Raw genomic sequence first — 14,662 nt, forward strand, 5'->3', positions numbered from 1 at the left:
CGCGGCCTCCTCACCGTCGCGGGGCAGCGGTCCGTGCTGTCGAGTCTACGGCGATGCGCCCCAGGTGGAGACCCGGTCAGCCCCGCGCCCGCTGGGTGACGGCGATGCACACCAGCACCGCCACGGCCGTGACCGGCGCGGCCACCGGCAGGTGCTCGCCCAGCAGCAGCACCGACCACACCAGGGTCAGCAGCGGCTGCGCCAGCTGCAACTGGCTGGCCTTGGGGATGCCGATGGCGGCCATGCCCCGGTACCAGACGACCAGACCGAGGAACTGCGAGCCCACCGCGACCCACAGCAGCCCGGTCACAGCGCGCGCGGTCAGCTCGACGGGCTCCAGGGACAGCGCCACCGCCGTCGCGGGCACCGTCAGCGGCAGGCACAGCACCAGCGCCCAGCCGATCACCTGCCAGCCCGGCATGACCCGGGCCAGCCGGCCGCCCTCGGTGTACCCGGCCGCGCACACCAGCAGGGCCGCGAACAGATACGCGTCGGCCGCCGTCAGCGCCCCGCCGCTCTGCTGCACGGTGAAGGCGACCACGGCCGCCGCGCCCACCAGCGCCGCGCCCCAGAACGTGCGCGAGGGGCGGGTCCCCGTGCGCAGGGCGGACAGCAGGGCGGTGGTCAGCGGCAGCAGGCCGACCACGACGGCGGCGTGCGCGGTGGTCGAGGTCCGCAGCGCGAGCGTGGTCAGGAGGGGGAAGCCGAGGACCACGCCCGCGCCGACGACCGCGAGCCCCGCCCAGTGCCGGCGGTCCGGCAGCGGTACGCGCAGCCCCAGCAGACAGCTGGCCGCGATCGCGGCCGCGAGGACGCTGCGCACGGCGACCAGGGTCCAGGTGCCGAACCCCTCCAGGCCCCAGGCGGTGGCGGGGAAGGTGAGGGAGAAGGCGACGACGCCGAGCGCGGCCTGGAGGGTGCCCGCCGCCGTGGATGCCTTGGCCGGGCCCCCGACCGCTATCGCCGCCGTACCGGTAGCGCTACTCTGTGCTCTCATGCAAGAGCGTAGCAGTGTGGACGAGCTGGCGAATCTGCTGCGGCAGGAGCTGAACCGCTACTCGCCTGGTGGAAAGCTGCCGTCGAGCCGGGCCCTCGTCGAACGGTTCCGGGTGAGCCCGGTGACCGTCTCGCGGGCCCTGGCGCGGCTGGCCGCCGAGGGGCTGGTGGTCACCCGGCCCGGCGCCGGCGCCTTCCGCGCCGAGCGGCACGCCCCGGCCCCGTCCGCCGGGGACACCTCCTGGCAGGAGGTCGCGCTCAGCGCGGACGGCGCCACCGACCTCGTACCGCGCTCGGTGGACGCCTCGGGGGTCCTCGCGTCGCTGGCCGCGCCGCCACCGGGCGTCATCGAGTTCAACGGCGGTTACCTGCACCCCTCGCTCCAGCCGGAACGGGCGCTGGCCGCCGCCCTGTCCCGGGCCGGCCGGCGGCCCGGCGCGTGGGGCCGGCCACCGGTGGAGGGGCTGTGGGAGCTGCGCGAGTGGTTCGCGCGCGCCATCGGCGGACCCGGCGGGCCCGTCACGGCCGCCGAGGTGCTGGTCACCGCCGGCGGCCAGGCCGCGCTGACCACGGCGCTGCGCGCGCTCGCTCCGCCGGGCGCGCCGGTCCTCGTCGAGTCGCCGACCTACCCCGGCCTGCTGGCCGTCGCGCGCTCCTCCGGACTGCGCCCGGTCCCGGTCCCGGTGGACGCCGACGGGGTCCGCCCGGCCCATCTCGCCGACGCCTTCCGGGCCAGCGGCGCCCGCGTCCTCGTCTGCCAGCCCCTGTTCCAGAACCCGACCGGCGCGGTGCTCTCCGCCGCCCGGCGCGGCGAGGTGCTGCGCATCGCCCGCGAGGCGGGCGCGTTCGTGATCGAGGACGACTTCGTACGGCGGCTGGTGCACGAGGACGCCGGGCCGCTGCCGCCGCCGCTGGCCGCCGACGACCCGGACGGCGTGGTGGTCCACGTCTGCTCGCTGACCAAGGCCGCCTCGCCCAGCTTCCGGGTGAGCGCGCTGGCCGCCCGCGGCCCGGTGCTCCAGCGGCTGCTGGCCATCCAGGTCGTCGACAGCTTCTTCGTGCCGCGCCCGCTCCAGGAGGCCGCCCTCGAACTCGTCGGCTCACCCGCCTGGCCACGCCATCTGCGGGCGGTCTCGGCCCAGTTGCGCACCCGCCGGGACACGATGACCGCCGCGCTGCGGCTGCGCCTGCCCGAACTCGCCCTCCCGCACGTCCCGTCCGGCGGCTACCACCTCTGGCTGCGGCTGCCCGACGGCACGGGGGAGGCCGCGCTGACCGCCGCCGCCCTGCGCGCGGGCGTCGCGCTCGCCCCCGGCCGCCCCTACTTCAGCGCCGAACCGCCCGCCGGCCACCTGCGGCTGAGCTTCGCCGCGGTGGCGGGCGCGGCGGAGATCACCGAGGGGGTGCGGCGGCTGCGGGCCGCCCTGGACGAGGTGCCCGGCGGATAACCGCTCGACGTCCGGCGCCCCGTCCTGCGAACCTCCCGGCATGACCAGTACCCCGCCCCTGCCCGAGGGCTACGAGATCTCCACCGACCCCGCCCGCCTCGACGCCGACCGCGTGCACCACTGGCTGTCCACCGACTCGTACTGGGCGCCCGGACGCCCCCGCGACAAGCACGACCGGGCGATCGCCGGATCGCTCAACTTCGGTGTCTACGACGCGATGTCCGGGAAGCAGGTGGCGTACGCCCGGGTGGTCACCGACCGGGCGACCTTCGCGTACCTGTGCGACGTGTACGTCGACCCGTCGGTGCGCGGCAAGGGGATCGGCACCGCGATGGCGGCGGCCGTGCGCGAGCACCTGCGGCCGTACGGGCTGCGGCGGATCGTCCTCGCCACCCGGGACGCGCACGGTGTGTACGCGCGGCTCGGCTTCACGCCGCTGGACAAGCCCGAGGAGTGGATGCTGCTCGCCTTCGGTCAGTGAGCCCCGGTCACCTTCGTCGACCCCGGGTGACACCCCTTGACCCGGGTACGGCGCGGGCCGACGATCGGCGCATGTCGCTTCGCGTCACGTTCGTCGCGGCCGCCCGCGGCTCACCCCCGCGCGCGGAACGGTTCGAGGACGACCGGCCGCTGGACCGGGAGGGCTGGGAGCAGGTCCAGCGCGCCGCCCCCGGTCTGCTGCCGCTCGCGGCGGCCGACCTGCGCTACTGCTCCCCGACGCCCCGCAGCCGGGCCACCGGCGACGGGCTCGGCTACACCCCGCTCGTCCAACCCGCCCTGCGCGACTGCGACATGGGTCGCTGGCGCGGGCTGACCCCGGGCGAGGCGATGGCCCGGGAACCGCAGGCGGTGGACGCCTGGCTCAGCGACGCCCGGGCCACCCCGCACGGCGGGGAGTCGCTGCTCGGCTTCATCGGCCGCGTCGGCGGCTGGCTCGACACCCGGCCCGCCCGGGACGGCGACCGCGTCGTCGCCGTGGCCGAGCCCTCCGTGATCCGCGCCGCCCTGGTGTACGCCCTGGGCGCACCGCCCGCGACGTACTGGAACATCGCCGTCCACCCCCTGGCGACGGCCACGCTCACCGGGGGCGCGGGGCGGTGGGTGGTGCGGTTCGGGGCCGGTCCCTAGAGTTCCCCGTCGGACGGACCCTGGCGGGCTTCGCGTACGTACTCCGTCGTCAGCAGCAGGTCCTTCGCCGGGCCGGCCACCCGCCACACCGTCCGCCAGCGGTCCCGGTCTTGGACGGTGAACTCGCCGCGGTACAGGTCGGCCGCGCAGGGGTGGTCGGCCACGTACCGGCCCGTGGTCAGGTCCAGGTCGTGGAAGGGGCGGCCGTCGGCGAAGCGCACGTTTGCGGTGCCGGGCGCGGAGCCCGGCAGGAACCGCAGCGTCCGCTCGGCCGGCCGGGTCACCCCCCGCCAGGTGAACGCCCCCGACTCCAGGTGCAGCAGGCCAGCGCCGTCTGCCGGCGGGCGGAACACCGTCACGCCCTCGAAGTGCCCCTCCTCGCCGCCCGCGAGATCCCGCACCGACCGCTCCACCCGCCAGCTCCCGGCCAGATGGGCCAGTACATCGGGCACCGGCCAGAACTCGTCCACCGAAATCCTCCTCCACCCCGCCCGTCGTTGCGCGGCCCATTGACGCTGCCCGGTCACCTCCCTATCTTGCCGTTCGAAGTGCTGACCAATGTCCGATATTTCGAAAAAGACTGGACCCGGTCCAGTCGGAGCCGCGGAGTATCCATGTCACGCAGGCACCGCGGCCGTCTCAGACTCGGTCTGACCACGACGGCCCTCCTGACCGCCACCGTCCTGATCCCCGTCCCCGCGCACGCCGAGGCGGTCACCGACTACGCCATCACCGTCGACCCGGCCGCCGCGGGCGCGGCCATCGACTCCACGATGTACGGCGTCTTCTTCGAGGACATCAACCGCGCGGCCGACGGCGGCCTCTACGCCGAACTGGTGCAGAACCGGTCCTTCGAGTACTCCACCGCCGACAACACCGCGTACACCCCGCTCACCTCCTGGACGGCCGACGGCACCGCCGAGGTCGTGGACGACGCCGGGCGGCTCAACGAGCGCAACCGGAACTACCTGAGGCTGGGCGCCGGTTCGTCCGTCAGCAACGCCGGTTACAACACCGGCATCCGCGTCGAGCGGGGCGAGAAGTACGACTTCTCGGTGTGGGCCCGCGCCGAGTCCGGCACCACCCTCACCGTCGGCCTCGAGGACGCGGCGGGCACCCTCGCCCGCGCCCGCCAGGTCGCCGCGGAGGGCGGCTGGCGCAAGTACACCGCCACCTTCACCGCCACCCGCACCAGCGACCGGGGCCGGCTGACCGTCGCGACCACCTCCGCCGCCGCCCTCGACATGGTGTCCCTCTTCCCCCGCGACACCTACCGGCACCAGCCCAACGGCCTGCGCGAGGACCTCGCCGAGAAGATCGAGGCCCTGCACCCCGGCTTCCTGCGCTTCCCCGGCGGCTGCCTGGTCAACACCGGCTCGATGGAGGACTACAGCGAGGCGAGCGGCTACCAGCGCAAGCGCGCCTACCAGTGGAAGGACACCGTCGGCCCGGTCGAGGAGCGCGCCACCAACGCCAACTTCTGGGGCTACAACCAGAGTTACGGCCTCGGCTACTACGAGTACTTCCGCTTCGCCGAGGACATCGGCGCCATGCCGCTGCCCGTCGTCCCCGCGCTGGTGACCGGCTGCGGCCAGAACCAGGCCACCGACGACGAGGCGCTGCTGAGGCGGCACGTCCAGGACACCCTGGACCTCATCGAGTTCGCCAACGGCCCGGCGACCTCGCGATGGGGCAAGGTGCGCGCCGAGATGGGCCACCCCAGGCCCTTCGGCCTCACCCACCTCGCGGTCGGCAACGAGGAGAACCTGCCCGAGCGGTTCTTCGCCAACTTCCAGCGGTTCCGCGCCGCCGTCGAGGCGGAGTACCCGGACGTCACCGTCATCTCCAACTCCGGTCCGGACGACTCCGGCACCACCTTCGACACTGCCTGGAAGCTCAACCGCGAGGCCGGCGTCGACATGGTCGACGAGCACTACTACAACAGCCCGCGCTGGTTCCTCCAGAACAACGACCGCTACGACGGCTACGACAGGAACGGCCCCGCCGTCTTCCTCGGCGAGTACGCCTCCCAGGGCAACGCCTGGAAGAACGCCCTGGCCGAGGCGGCCTACATGACCGGCCTGGAGCGCAACGCGGACATCGTGAAACTCGCCTCCTACGCCCCGCTGCTCGCCAACGAGGACTACGTGCAGTGGAGCCCGGACATGATCTGGTTCAACAACCGGGCCTCCTGGAACTCGGCGAACTACGAGGTCCAGAAGCTGTTCATGAACAACACCGGCGACCGGGTCGTCCCCTCGACGGCCACCACGACCCCGGACGTCAGCGGCCCGATCACCGGCGCCGTCGGCCTGTCGACGTGGGCGACCAGCGCCGCCTACGACGACGTGCGGGTGACGTCGGCCGACGGGACGGAGCTGCTGAGCGACGACTTCTCGGGTGACGCGTCGCGGTGGACCCAGGGCGGCGCCGGCAACTGGAGCGTCCAGGACGGGCAGTACGTGCAGAGCGACGAGACCGCCGAGAACACCCTGGTCACGGCGGGCGACCCGGCCTGGCAGAACTACGACCTGCACGTGAAGGCCACCAAGAAGTCCGGCAAGGAGGGCTTCCTCGTCGCCTTCGGCGTCAAGGACACCGGCAACTACTACTGGTGGAACCTGGGCGGCTGGAACAACACCCGGTCCGCCGTCGAGCAGGCCGTCGACGGCGGCAAGTCCACGCTGCTGTCCAAGGCGGGGTCGGTCGAGACGGGCCGCGCCTACGACATCGACATCGAGGTCCGGGGCCGCCAGGTCACCCTCCACCTCGACGGCCAGGAGTGGGGCTCCTTCACCGACGACAAGCCCGCCGAGCCGTTCCGGCAGATCGTCACCGAGGACGAGCGGACCGGCGACCTGATCGTCAAGGTCGTCAACGCCCAGGACGCGGCGGCCCGCACGGCGGTCGACCTCGGCGGCGCGAAGGTCGCCTCCCGGGCCCGGGTCACCACCCTGGCCGCCGGCCAGGACGCGGTGAACACCGAGACGGACACCCCGGTCACGCCGGTGACGTCGACCTTCTCGGGGGTCGCGGCAGAGTTCACGTACACCTTCCCGGCGAACTCCGTCACCTTCCTGCGGATCAGGCGGCGCTGAGCCCGCAAACGGGTGACCGGACCCGTCTTCGCGGCGGAACCGGTGACCGCGGGAGAGCGCATGCCGGACGTCACCCCCGGTCCGGGGGGAGCGGCCCGCGGGACACGGGCCCGTTCACTGGGGCGGGGGGCCCCGCGCCGGTGTCCCGTCCGCCCGCCCCGGTACCGGCGCCCCCGTAGACCGGGGCGAGCAGCGCCCGCAGGGACTGCCACAGCCGCGGCGGGCCCGCCAGCACGTCACCGCCGGGAGGCCAGGTCCCCGGTGTCGGACCGCTCAGGTCGCCGACCGTCCCGCCGGCCTGCTGGACCAGCAGGACCCCCGCGGCGCAGTCCCACGGCCGCAGCCCGGGCGCCCACAGGGCGTCCGCGCGGCCGGTGGCGACCTGTGCGAGGGCGGCCGCCGCGCTGCCCCCGCGGCGCAGGTCGCGGACGTGCGGCAGGAGAGCGCTCACCATGGGGCCCGCGAGGGGCCGCTGACCGGGCCGTCCGAGGTTGAGCTCCACCAAGGCCCGGCGGAGCGCGGGCCGGCGCAGCGGGGCGACCGGTGTGCCGTTCGCCGTGGTGCGCCGGCCCGCGCCGGCCTCGGTCAGCAGCCCGAGCGCCGGCTCGATCACCACACCGGCCAGCAGCCGGTCCCCGGCGGTGTCGGCCGCGGCCACGCTGACCGCCCAGTCGGGCCGTCCGTAGAGGTAGTTGGTGGTTCCGTCGATCGGGTCGATGATCCATCGCACGCCGCCGCGGCCCGCGGTGATCCCCTCCTCCTCGCCGAGGACGGCGTCGTGCGGCCGGTGTTCGGCGAGCACGGCGCGGACGGCGCGCTCGGTGTCCCGGTCGGCCTGGCTGACCAGGTCGTCCGGGCCGGCCTTCTCCTCGACGAGCAGCCGGTCGCCGCGATCGCGCCAGGACAGGGCGGTACGGGCCCCCGCCGCGGCGGCGTCGTGGGCCAGGGCCAGCAGGTCATCGGGGTTCATCGCCGCCCCGAACGGCGTTCCAGGTGGCCTGCCCGACCACCGCGCGGGCGGCGGCGGCGAGCGGGACCGCCGCCAGCCGGCGCAGCCGTCCGGGCAGCAGGCCGATCGTGTTGAGGGACCGGCTGCTGTAGGTGAGGTGGGCGGCCATCACGGACAGCCAGGGCAGCAGGGCCGCCGGCGGGCGCGGCTGCCCGGTGAGGACCAGGGCCGACAGACCGAGGGCGGTGCCGGCGAGGACGACCGCGGCACGCCACCTCGCCAGCAGGACCACCGCCTCGGTGACGGCCGCGCCCAGGGCGGCCGCGACGAGGGCCGGGCCCGCCGAGCCGGGCGAGGTGAGCAAGGACCCGGTCACGGCCGCCGCCGTGCCCGCGACCAGCAGCGCCACGTTCCACGGGGCGATCGGCGAGGTGCGCCGGGCGAGCGGCGTCCAGTCGGCCGGGGACGAGGCCGGGGTGAGGCGCGGCGGCAGCCAGCGCACCAGTGCCAGCAGGTGCTCGCGGGCCTGGCCGGCGCGCGCGGTCCAGGTCGGCCGGCCGTGGTCGAAGGCGGCGAACGCGAGGCTCTCCAGGACCCACCTGCTGGTGACGAACGCGATCCCGAACGCCCACAGCGCCACGGCGGCCGACACCGCCAGGGCCGGGCGCCGGCCCAGGTCGACGGCGAGTGCCAGGCCGGTCATGCCGCGGATGGCGTAACCGGCGCCGACGACGACCCACAGGGCGACCACGGCCGGCCGGGCGGGCGGCGGAAAGGCGCCGGTGCGGCCCGTGCCCCGCGCGCGCAGGGCCTCGTAGAGGACGGCCGCACCGAACACCGCCAGGGTCACCGCCGCGAGCACACCCATGAGGCGCGGGTTCGACAGCGCCAGGACCGCCACGGCCGCCAGACGCGCCAGCGCGACCACGCAACTCGCGGTGACGTGCGGCCGGGCGCGTTCGACCGGACCCGGCAGCCGGCCGCGGTCCCGCTCGGCGGGGTGGCACTGATCGGCGACGAATCCGCGGACGTCGTTCCACTGGTAGCGGGCGGGGTAGACGAGCAGTTCCAGGGCGCCCCACACGACCAGGGCCCCGGCCCACGTCCGCCCTGTCGCGTCCGCGCCCGCGACCACGGCGAGGACGAAGCAGAAGGGCATGAGCAGCCCTTTGACGGCGTCCTTGGGGCGCGGCACCAGCAGGTAACCGAGCATCGAACGAGGCCGGGAACGGGAACCGGAGGGGGCCGCGGACCGGGGCGCGGCCGCGGGCCCGTACCCGTCCACCTGGTCGCGCACGGGCTCCCGTCGGCCGACCGGCACGGAAGTGCCCTCGAACGAGGGCACCGTGACACCGCGGGGCCGCTCCCCGCCGGTCATGTGGCCACCCGCGTCGCGTCGTCGACGAGGTCCGAGGCGAACTCCTCCCAGCTCGCCCGCACCCGCAGGACCCCGGCCTGCTCCAGCCGCTCGGTCCGGTCGGCCCGTTCACCGGCGGGGACGAACCGCACCATGCCGACGGTGGCGATGCCGGCCGCCACCGCGGACGCCGCGCCGGTGGCGGAGTCCTCCAGGGCGAGCGCCTGGTGCGGGGCGGCACCGAGCGCGGCCAGGGCGAAGCGGTAGACGGCCGGGTCCGGCTTGCTGGTCGGCACCGGCAGGCTGTCCTCCGCGCTGAACCGGCGTTCCGCCGGCAGCAGCCGGTCCAGGCCGCTTGCGGTGAAGCACGCGGCGAGCCGCGTCAGGGCACTCGAACTCACCACCGCCAGCCGGTAGCGGCGGCCCAGCGCGCGCAAGGCCGCCACCACGTCGGGCTGTGGTGTGAGAACCCGCCCCAGGTAGGCCGTCACCTCGGTCTTCTCCCGCTCCACCCACGCTTCCAGCTGATCGGCGTCCACCCGGACGCCCTGGCGCGCGGCGAGATCCCGCGCGGTGGTGCGGAAGTTCTTGCCCGTGGTGGCGCGGCGCAGGTGTTGGGGCGAGAAGTCCCCGCTCAGCCCGAAGCGGCGGGCGAAGTCCTCGGTGACCACCGCGGACGCCGCGAAGGCGGGTTCCTCCGAGGGGAAGAGGGTCCCGTCGGCGTCGAGCAGCAGGGTCGTGACACGGGAGAGATCAGAGATGCTCATGGGTCTCCTGAGAGGTGGTGGGCGGTGGGCCGGCCCGGTGGGCCGCGGCGGTCAGGTCAGTGCGGACCGCAGGCGCTCGGTGCTGCTGAACGCGTCGGCCAGGGCCCGGCGGGCGACGGCCACCGTGACGGCGTCCTCGGCGAGGTCGCCGAACACGTCCGAGACGGCCAGGAGGGGTCCCGGGTCGTCGCCGCCGCGCAGGGCCGCGTCCCGCAGTTCCGCGGCGCGGGCGTCCTGCACGTCGATCGGGTCGCCGTCGAGGTCCGTCCCGCGCAGGTAGCGCATCCACGCGGCGACGGCGAAAGCCAGCCGGGCGCGGGGCCGGTCCTGGGCGCGCGCGGCGTGCAGGGAGGGGAGGAGGTAGTCGGGCATCTTGGTCGAGCCGCGGCGGCACAGCCGGGCCAGCCGGTCCCCGATGCGGGGGTTGCGCAGGCGCTCCAGCACGGTGTCGCAGTAGGTGCCGAGATCCAGGCCCGGCACGTCCGCGGGCAGCAGGGGAGCGATCTCCTCGCGCATCAGCCGCTCGACGAACGCGGCCACGGCCGGATCCGCCATGGCCTGGTCGGTGCTGTGGTGGCCGGCCAGGCGGCCCACATAGCCCACCGCGCAGTGCACTCCGTTGAGGAGGCGGCTCTTGATGAGCTTGTAGGGCGCGACGTCGTCCACGAACAGCGCGCCGACGCGGTCCAGCGGGGGCCGGTCGTTGCAGAAGTCGTCCTCGATCACCCACTGGGTGAACGGCTCGGTGATCACCGGCCACCGGTCGCCCACCCGGAACGCCTCCTCGACCTCGTCCCGGTCGCCGGGGGAGGTCGCCGGAGTGATGCGGTCGACCATGCTGCCGGGGAAGGAGACCCGCTCCTCGATCCACCGGGCCAGGGCGGGGTCACGCCGGCCGGCCAGCAGCATGACCGCCTCGCGCGTGACCGCGGCGCTGTCGGGCAGGTTGTCGCACGACAGCACGGTGAACGGGGCCAGGCGGGCGCGGCGGCGCCGGTCCAGGGCGTCGACGATCAGACCGAACACCGAGTCGCCGGCCTGCGCGGGATCGTCGGGCAGGAGGTAGCCGTCCGCGGTGATCGTCAGCGTCACCAGCCGTGTGCACGGGTCGGCCAGACGCGCCCGCACCGCCTTGCGGTCCTCGGTCAGCAGGAGGTATTCGACCATGCTCCCGATGACCTTGGCCCGGCTGTCGTCGCCCCCGCGCTGCACGACGGTGAAGAGGTTGTCCTGCGCGCCGAGCACCTCCCTCATCTCGGGCCGCCTCATCCCGACCCCGATCACCCCCCAGCGGGTGAAGCCCAGCTCCGCCAGCTGATCGAAGTAGACCTCCTGGTGGGCGCGGTGGAACCCGCCGACTCCGAAATGGACGATGGCGGGTTCGATCCGTGCCCGGTTGTAGCCGGGTGTCTCCAGCCGGCCGCCGTGCGACGCACGGAGGCTGTGGTCGTTCAGCCCGGGGACGGGTGAGAGGGGTTCTGACATGGCGTTCCTCGACGATGTTCGGTGCTGCGCCCCGTCTCACCGTGTCTGCCGGCGCACGGTGGCGGCGGAGCCCCGGCCGCCGGTGGCCGGCGCGGGAGGCGTGGCCGGCCCGGCGGGCCCGCGCGCAGGGGAGGCGGAAACGGAGCGGACATGCCCTGCACGCGACAAGCGTCACTCGAGTACCGGGACACACTCGTCCGAAACGGTGGTTATGTGTCATTTTTTCCTCTTGCTCCGGCCGGTTCGAGATCCTGACGTCCGGGACCCTGACGTCCGGGACCCCGACGTCCGGACCTCGACGTCCGGACCTCGACGTCCGGACCCTGACGTCCGGGACCCCCGGCGGGCCGGTGACGCCCCACCGGGGTCTCGGGGGACCGTCCGCACACGGCCGGCGCCGGTGACGGGTTCGTGGCCGGCGCGGCGATAGAGGCGGGCCGGCGAGGGGTACCCGGTGGTCTCCGGCACCCCGCAGGCCGCGCGGGACCCGTTCCGCGGACCCGGGGCCCGGTTCCCCGTCGCGCGACCGGGTCCGGCCGGCCCGGAGCGCGCGGCCTCGGCAGGAACGGAGACGATCATGCCAGGCACATGGCTGACCGGTGCGGGTCCCGCGGCGGCGACGCGATCGCGGGACCCGGGGTCGCGGCGGTGGCGCGCCATCCTGCTGACAGTCACCGGCCGGGACGGCACCGGCCCGGCCGCACCGGACGCCCTCGACGAACTGGAGCGCCTGGCCGCGACCGACGGGATCGACGTGGCGGACCGGATGGTGCAGGCGCGCGACCGTCCGGACCCGGCGACGTACCTCGGCGCGGGCAAGGTGCGCGAACTGGCGGAACTGGTCGAGACCCGGCACGCGGACGTGGTGATCGCCGACGGCGACCTGACTCCGGCACAGGTGCGGGGACTGCAGGAGAGCACCGGAGCGCGAGCGGTGGACCGCACCGGGCTCATCCTCGACATCTTCGCCGAACACGCCCGCAGCTCCGAGGGCAAGGCGCAGGTGGAACTGGCCCGGCTCGCCTACGAACTGCCGCGGCTGCGCGGCCACGGCCACGAGATGTCACGGATCGGCGGCGGCCGGACGGCCGGCGGCGCCGGTACCGGCGTCCGCGGTCGCGGCGAGATGCGGCTCGAGATCCAGCGCCGGCACCTGCGCCGGCGCATGCGGACCCTGCGCGAGCAGGTGCGGCGCGCCGCCCGCCGACGGGAGGTCACCCGGCGGCGCCGGTCCCGCGACCGCGTCCCGTCCGTGGCGATCACCGGTTACACCAACGCCGGGAAGTCGGCTCTGCTGAACCGGCTGGCGGGTGCGGACGCCGAGGTCGCCGACGTCCTGTTCGCCACGCTCGATCCGCTCGTCCGCCAGGCCCGCACCCCGGACGGGCGGACGTACACCCTCAGTGACACCGTCGGGTTCGTCCGGGACCTCCCGCACCAGTTGGTCGACGCCTTCCGCTCGACGCTGGAGGAGGTCACGCGGGCGGACCTGGCCCTGCACGTCGTCGACGCCTCCTCGCCCGAGGCGGCGCGGCACATCGCCACCGTCCACGAGGTCCTGCGGGAGATCGGCGCCGACCGCGTGCCGGAACTGCTGCTCCTGAACAAGGCCGACCTCGCGGACCCCGAGCAGCTGGCCACGCTGCGCCGCGCCCATCCCGACGCCGTCGTCGTCTCCGCCCGTACCGGCGAGGGCCTGGACGGCCTTCGCGGCGTCCTGGGCGACCGCCTGAAGACGGTCGCCCAGGACGCCCGGGCCCAGGCCGGCGGGCCCGCCGACCGGGAAGGAGACCGGTGATGCAGGAACCGGACCCCGCCGTCCACGGCTACCTGCGGGACCGCGTCGACGAGCTGCTGGACGACCTGGCGGCCTGGGTGCGCATCCCGTCGGTCTCCGCCGACCCCGCCCACGAGCGGGACGTGATGCGATCGGCCCGCTGGCTGCAGGCCCATCTGCTGGAGACCGGCTTCCCCGAGGTGGAGGAGTGGGACACCGATGGTCTGCAGACGGTGTTCGCCGCCTGGCCGGCCGAGGACCCGGACGCGCCGACCGTCCTGGTCTACAGCCACCACGACGTGCGCGCCGCCAAGGACCAGGAGTGGCAGGAGGTGCCGCCCTTCGCGCCGGCCCTCCGCCAGGGCCGGATGTACGGACGCGGCGCCTCGGACGCCAAGGGACAACTGCTCGCCCACGTCTGGGCCCTGCGCGCCCACCTCGACGCCACCGGCCGCAGCGCCCCCGCGGTCACGCTCAAGTACCTGGTCGAAGGGGAGGAGGAGGTCGGCTCCCCGCACCTCGCCGACCTGGTGCACGAGCGTGCCGACCGGCTCGCCGCCGATGTGGTCGTCGTCTCCGACACCATGCTCTGGTCACTGGAGGAGGCCGCGGTCTGCACCGGGGTGCGCGGCTCGGTCAACGCCCACCTGCAGGTGCGCGGACCACTGCGGGACATCCACAGCGGCGTCGTCGCCGGCGCCGCCCCCAACCCCTTGACGGAGATCTGCCGCCTGATCGGTCTGCTCCACGACGACCAGGGCCGCATCACCCTCCCCGGCTTCTACGACACGGTCGCCGAGCCGTCCGCCGAGGAGCGCCGCGGCATGGCCGCCATCCGCTTCGACACCGACGACTGGGTGGAGCGCACCCGCAGCCGCAGTGTGCGGGGCGAGCGCGGCTACAGCGTCCTGGAACGCGTCTGGACCCGGCCCGCGGCGGAAGTGGTCACCCTGCTCGGCGGCGACCCCGACGATCCCGCCCGCGGGGTCGTTCCCGCCGTCGCCTCCGCCGACCTCACCCTGCGCCTGGTCGCCGACCAGAGCGCCGACGACGTCATGGAAGGACTGCGGCGCTGGGTCGCCGAGCGGATCAACGACGGCTTCGCGCACGAACTGACCACCTCCACCACCAACCAGGACCCCTACCTCACCCCCGCCGACCATCCGGCCCTGTCCGCGCTCGAAGCCGCCACGAGCCGGACCCTGCGACGCCCGGCGCTCCGCATCCGCAACGGCGGCGGGACCCCCGCCGCCCTCCTCGCCGAAGCCGTCGGCGCTCCCGTGCTGTTCTACGGCACCGGCCTGCCCGAGGACCACTGGCACGACTCCGACGAGAAGGTCGAGGTCCAGGCACTGCTGCAAGGTGCTGAGACACTCGCCTATCTGCTGGAGGACCTCCCCGGACGGCTGCGCGACTGAACACGGGACGGCCACCTCCGCCGCGGCACCCCGCCGCTCCGCCGTCCCGCCGCTCCGCCGTCCCGCCGTCCCGCCGTCCCGCCGTCCCGCCGTCCCGTCGCTCCGACGCTCCGCCACCCCGTCGCTCCGCCGCCGCGCGCGATCCGGCCGGGGCGGCGGCGCCGGCACCGCCCGGCCGTCACCAGCGTCCACGGGACGGGCGGCGTGGCCGAGCAGGGCTCCGTCCTCCACGACCGCCC

The 14,662-nt window shown here is 74.8% G+C and carries 12 protein-coding genes; 6 read left to right on the top strand and 6 right to left on the bottom strand.

Going from position 1 to position 14,662, the window contains the following annotated elements; genetic code table 11:
• Positions 1 to 76: 76 nt before the first annotated feature.
• Positions 77 to 997, bottom strand: a complete 921-nt coding sequence (locus ACY1JF_RS04585) for a DMT family transporter (protein WP_462703652.1) — start codon at positions 995 to 997, stop codon at positions 77 to 79.
• Between ACY1JF_RS04585 and ACY1JF_RS04590 the strand changes: the two genes are divergently transcribed.
• The 3 genes from ACY1JF_RS04590 to ACY1JF_RS04600 all read left to right on the top strand — a co-directional run bounded on the left by ACY1JF_RS04590 (position 996) and on the right by ACY1JF_RS04600 (position 3,572).
• Complete coding sequence (locus tag ACY1JF_RS04590) at positions 996 to 2,444, top strand: aminotransferase-like domain-containing protein (RefSeq protein WP_462703653.1); 1,449 nt, start codon at positions 996 to 998, stop codon at positions 2,442 to 2,444. The two genes, ACY1JF_RS04585 and ACY1JF_RS04590, sit on opposite strands and share 2 nt — an antisense overlap.
• A 40-nt stretch (positions 2,445 to 2,484) precedes the next feature.
• The gene (locus ACY1JF_RS04595) at positions 2,485 to 2,925 is read left to right on the top strand and encodes a GNAT family N-acetyltransferase (protein WP_462703654.1); all 441 of its coding nucleotides are present in this window, start codon (positions 2,485 to 2,487) and stop codon (positions 2,923 to 2,925) included.
• 71 nt (positions 2,926 to 2,996) lie between these two features.
• Positions 2,997 to 3,572, top strand: coding sequence for a histidine phosphatase family protein (locus tag ACY1JF_RS04600; RefSeq protein WP_462703655.1), 576 nt, complete (start codon positions 2,997 to 2,999; stop codon positions 3,570 to 3,572).
• Here the strand turns inward: ACY1JF_RS04600 and ACY1JF_RS04605 are convergent.
• Positions 3,569 to 4,042 (bottom strand): DUF6314 family protein, encoded by a 474-nt coding sequence (locus tag ACY1JF_RS04605; RefSeq protein WP_462703656.1) that lies wholly within the window; start codon positions 4,040 to 4,042, stop codon positions 3,569 to 3,571. The genes ACY1JF_RS04600 and ACY1JF_RS04605 overlap by 4 nt on opposite strands.
• A gap of 144 nt (positions 4,043 to 4,186) precedes the next feature.
• Between ACY1JF_RS04605 and ACY1JF_RS04610 the strand changes: the two genes are divergently transcribed.
• On the top strand, positions 4,187 to 6,670 hold the full coding sequence (locus ACY1JF_RS04610) for an alpha-L-arabinofuranosidase C-terminal domain-containing protein (RefSeq protein ID WP_462703657.1): 2,484 nt from the start codon (positions 4,187 to 4,189) through the stop codon (positions 6,668 to 6,670).
• A 70-nt stretch (positions 6,671 to 6,740) separates the two neighbouring features.
• Here the strand turns inward: ACY1JF_RS04610 and ACY1JF_RS04615 are convergent, their stop codons facing one another.
• From ACY1JF_RS04615 to ACY1JF_RS04630, 4 genes are all read right to left on the bottom strand, one after another.
• The gene (locus ACY1JF_RS04615; protein ID WP_462703658.1) at positions 6,741 to 7,640 is read right to left on the bottom strand and encodes an inositol monophosphatase family protein; all 900 of its coding nucleotides are present in this window, start codon (positions 7,638 to 7,640) and stop codon (positions 6,741 to 6,743) included.
• A complete protein-coding gene (locus ACY1JF_RS04620; RefSeq protein WP_462703659.1) occupies positions 7,627 to 8,832 on the bottom strand; it encodes a hypothetical protein in 1,206 nt (401 codons plus the stop codon). Before ACY1JF_RS04620 ends, ACY1JF_RS04615 begins: the two co-directional genes overlap by 14 nt.
• Positions 8,833 to 8,993: 161 nt before the next feature.
• Positions 8,994 to 9,743 carry an HAD family hydrolase gene (locus tag ACY1JF_RS04625; protein WP_462703660.1) on the bottom strand — a complete coding sequence of 250 codons (750 nt, stop codon included), beginning with the start codon at positions 9,741 to 9,743 and terminating at the stop codon, positions 8,994 to 8,996.
• A gap of 51 nt (positions 9,744 to 9,794) precedes the next feature.
• Positions 9,795 to 11,228: a mannitol dehydrogenase family protein gene (locus ACY1JF_RS04630; RefSeq protein ID WP_462703661.1), complete on the bottom strand. Its 1,434-nt coding sequence runs from the start codon at positions 11,226 to 11,228 to the stop codon at positions 9,795 to 9,797.
• A gap of 577 nt (positions 11,229 to 11,805) precedes the next feature.
• Between ACY1JF_RS04630 and hflX the strand changes: the two genes are divergently transcribed.
• Both hflX and ACY1JF_RS04640 read left to right on the top strand, forming a co-directional pair.
• Positions 11,806 to 13,026 (top strand): GTPase HflX, encoded by a 1,221-nt coding sequence (gene hflX / locus ACY1JF_RS04635; RefSeq protein WP_462703662.1) that lies wholly within the window; start codon positions 11,806 to 11,808, stop codon positions 13,024 to 13,026.
• A complete protein-coding gene (locus ACY1JF_RS04640) occupies positions 13,023 to 14,423 on the top strand; it encodes a M20/M25/M40 family metallo-hydrolase (protein WP_462703663.1) in 1,401 nt (466 codons plus the stop codon). Before hflX ends, ACY1JF_RS04640 begins: the two co-directional genes overlap by 4 nt.
• Positions 14,424 to 14,662 lie beyond the last annotated feature (239 nt).

Source organism: Streptomyces sp. SYSU D01066-1, assembly GCF_054956795.1.

Coding starts and splice junctions, on each gene's coding strand:
- hflX (WP_462703662.1), top strand. CDS start 11,806: ATGCCAGGCACATGGCTGACCGGTGCGGGTCCCGCGGCGGCGACGCGA.
- ACY1JF_RS04600 (WP_462703655.1), top strand. CDS start 2,997: ATGTCGCTTCGCGTCACGTTCGTCGCGGCCGCCCGCGGCTCACCCCCG.
- ACY1JF_RS04585 (WP_462703652.1), bottom strand. CDS start 997: ATGAGAGCACAGAGTAGCGCTACCGGTACGGCGGCGATAGCGGTCGGG.
- ACY1JF_RS04610 (WP_462703657.1), top strand. CDS start 4,187: ATGTCACGCAGGCACCGCGGCCGTCTCAGACTCGGTCTGACCACGACG.
- ACY1JF_RS04615 (WP_462703658.1), bottom strand. CDS start 7,640: ATGAACCCCGATGACCTGCTGGCCCTGGCCCACGACGCCGCCGCGGCG.
- ACY1JF_RS04590 (WP_462703653.1), top strand. CDS start 996: ATGCAAGAGCGTAGCAGTGTGGACGAGCTGGCGAATCTGCTGCGGCAG.
- ACY1JF_RS04595 (WP_462703654.1), top strand. CDS start 2,485: ATGACCAGTACCCCGCCCCTGCCCGAGGGCTACGAGATCTCCACCGAC.
- ACY1JF_RS04630 (WP_462703661.1), bottom strand. CDS start 11,228: ATGTCAGAACCCCTCTCACCCGTCCCCGGGCTGAACGACCACAGCCTC.
- ACY1JF_RS04625 (WP_462703660.1), bottom strand. CDS start 9,743: ATGAGCATCTCTGATCTCTCCCGTGTCACGACCCTGCTGCTCGACGCC.
- ACY1JF_RS04620 (WP_462703659.1), bottom strand. CDS start 8,832: ATGCTCGGTTACCTGCTGGTGCCGCGCCCCAAGGACGCCGTCAAAGGG.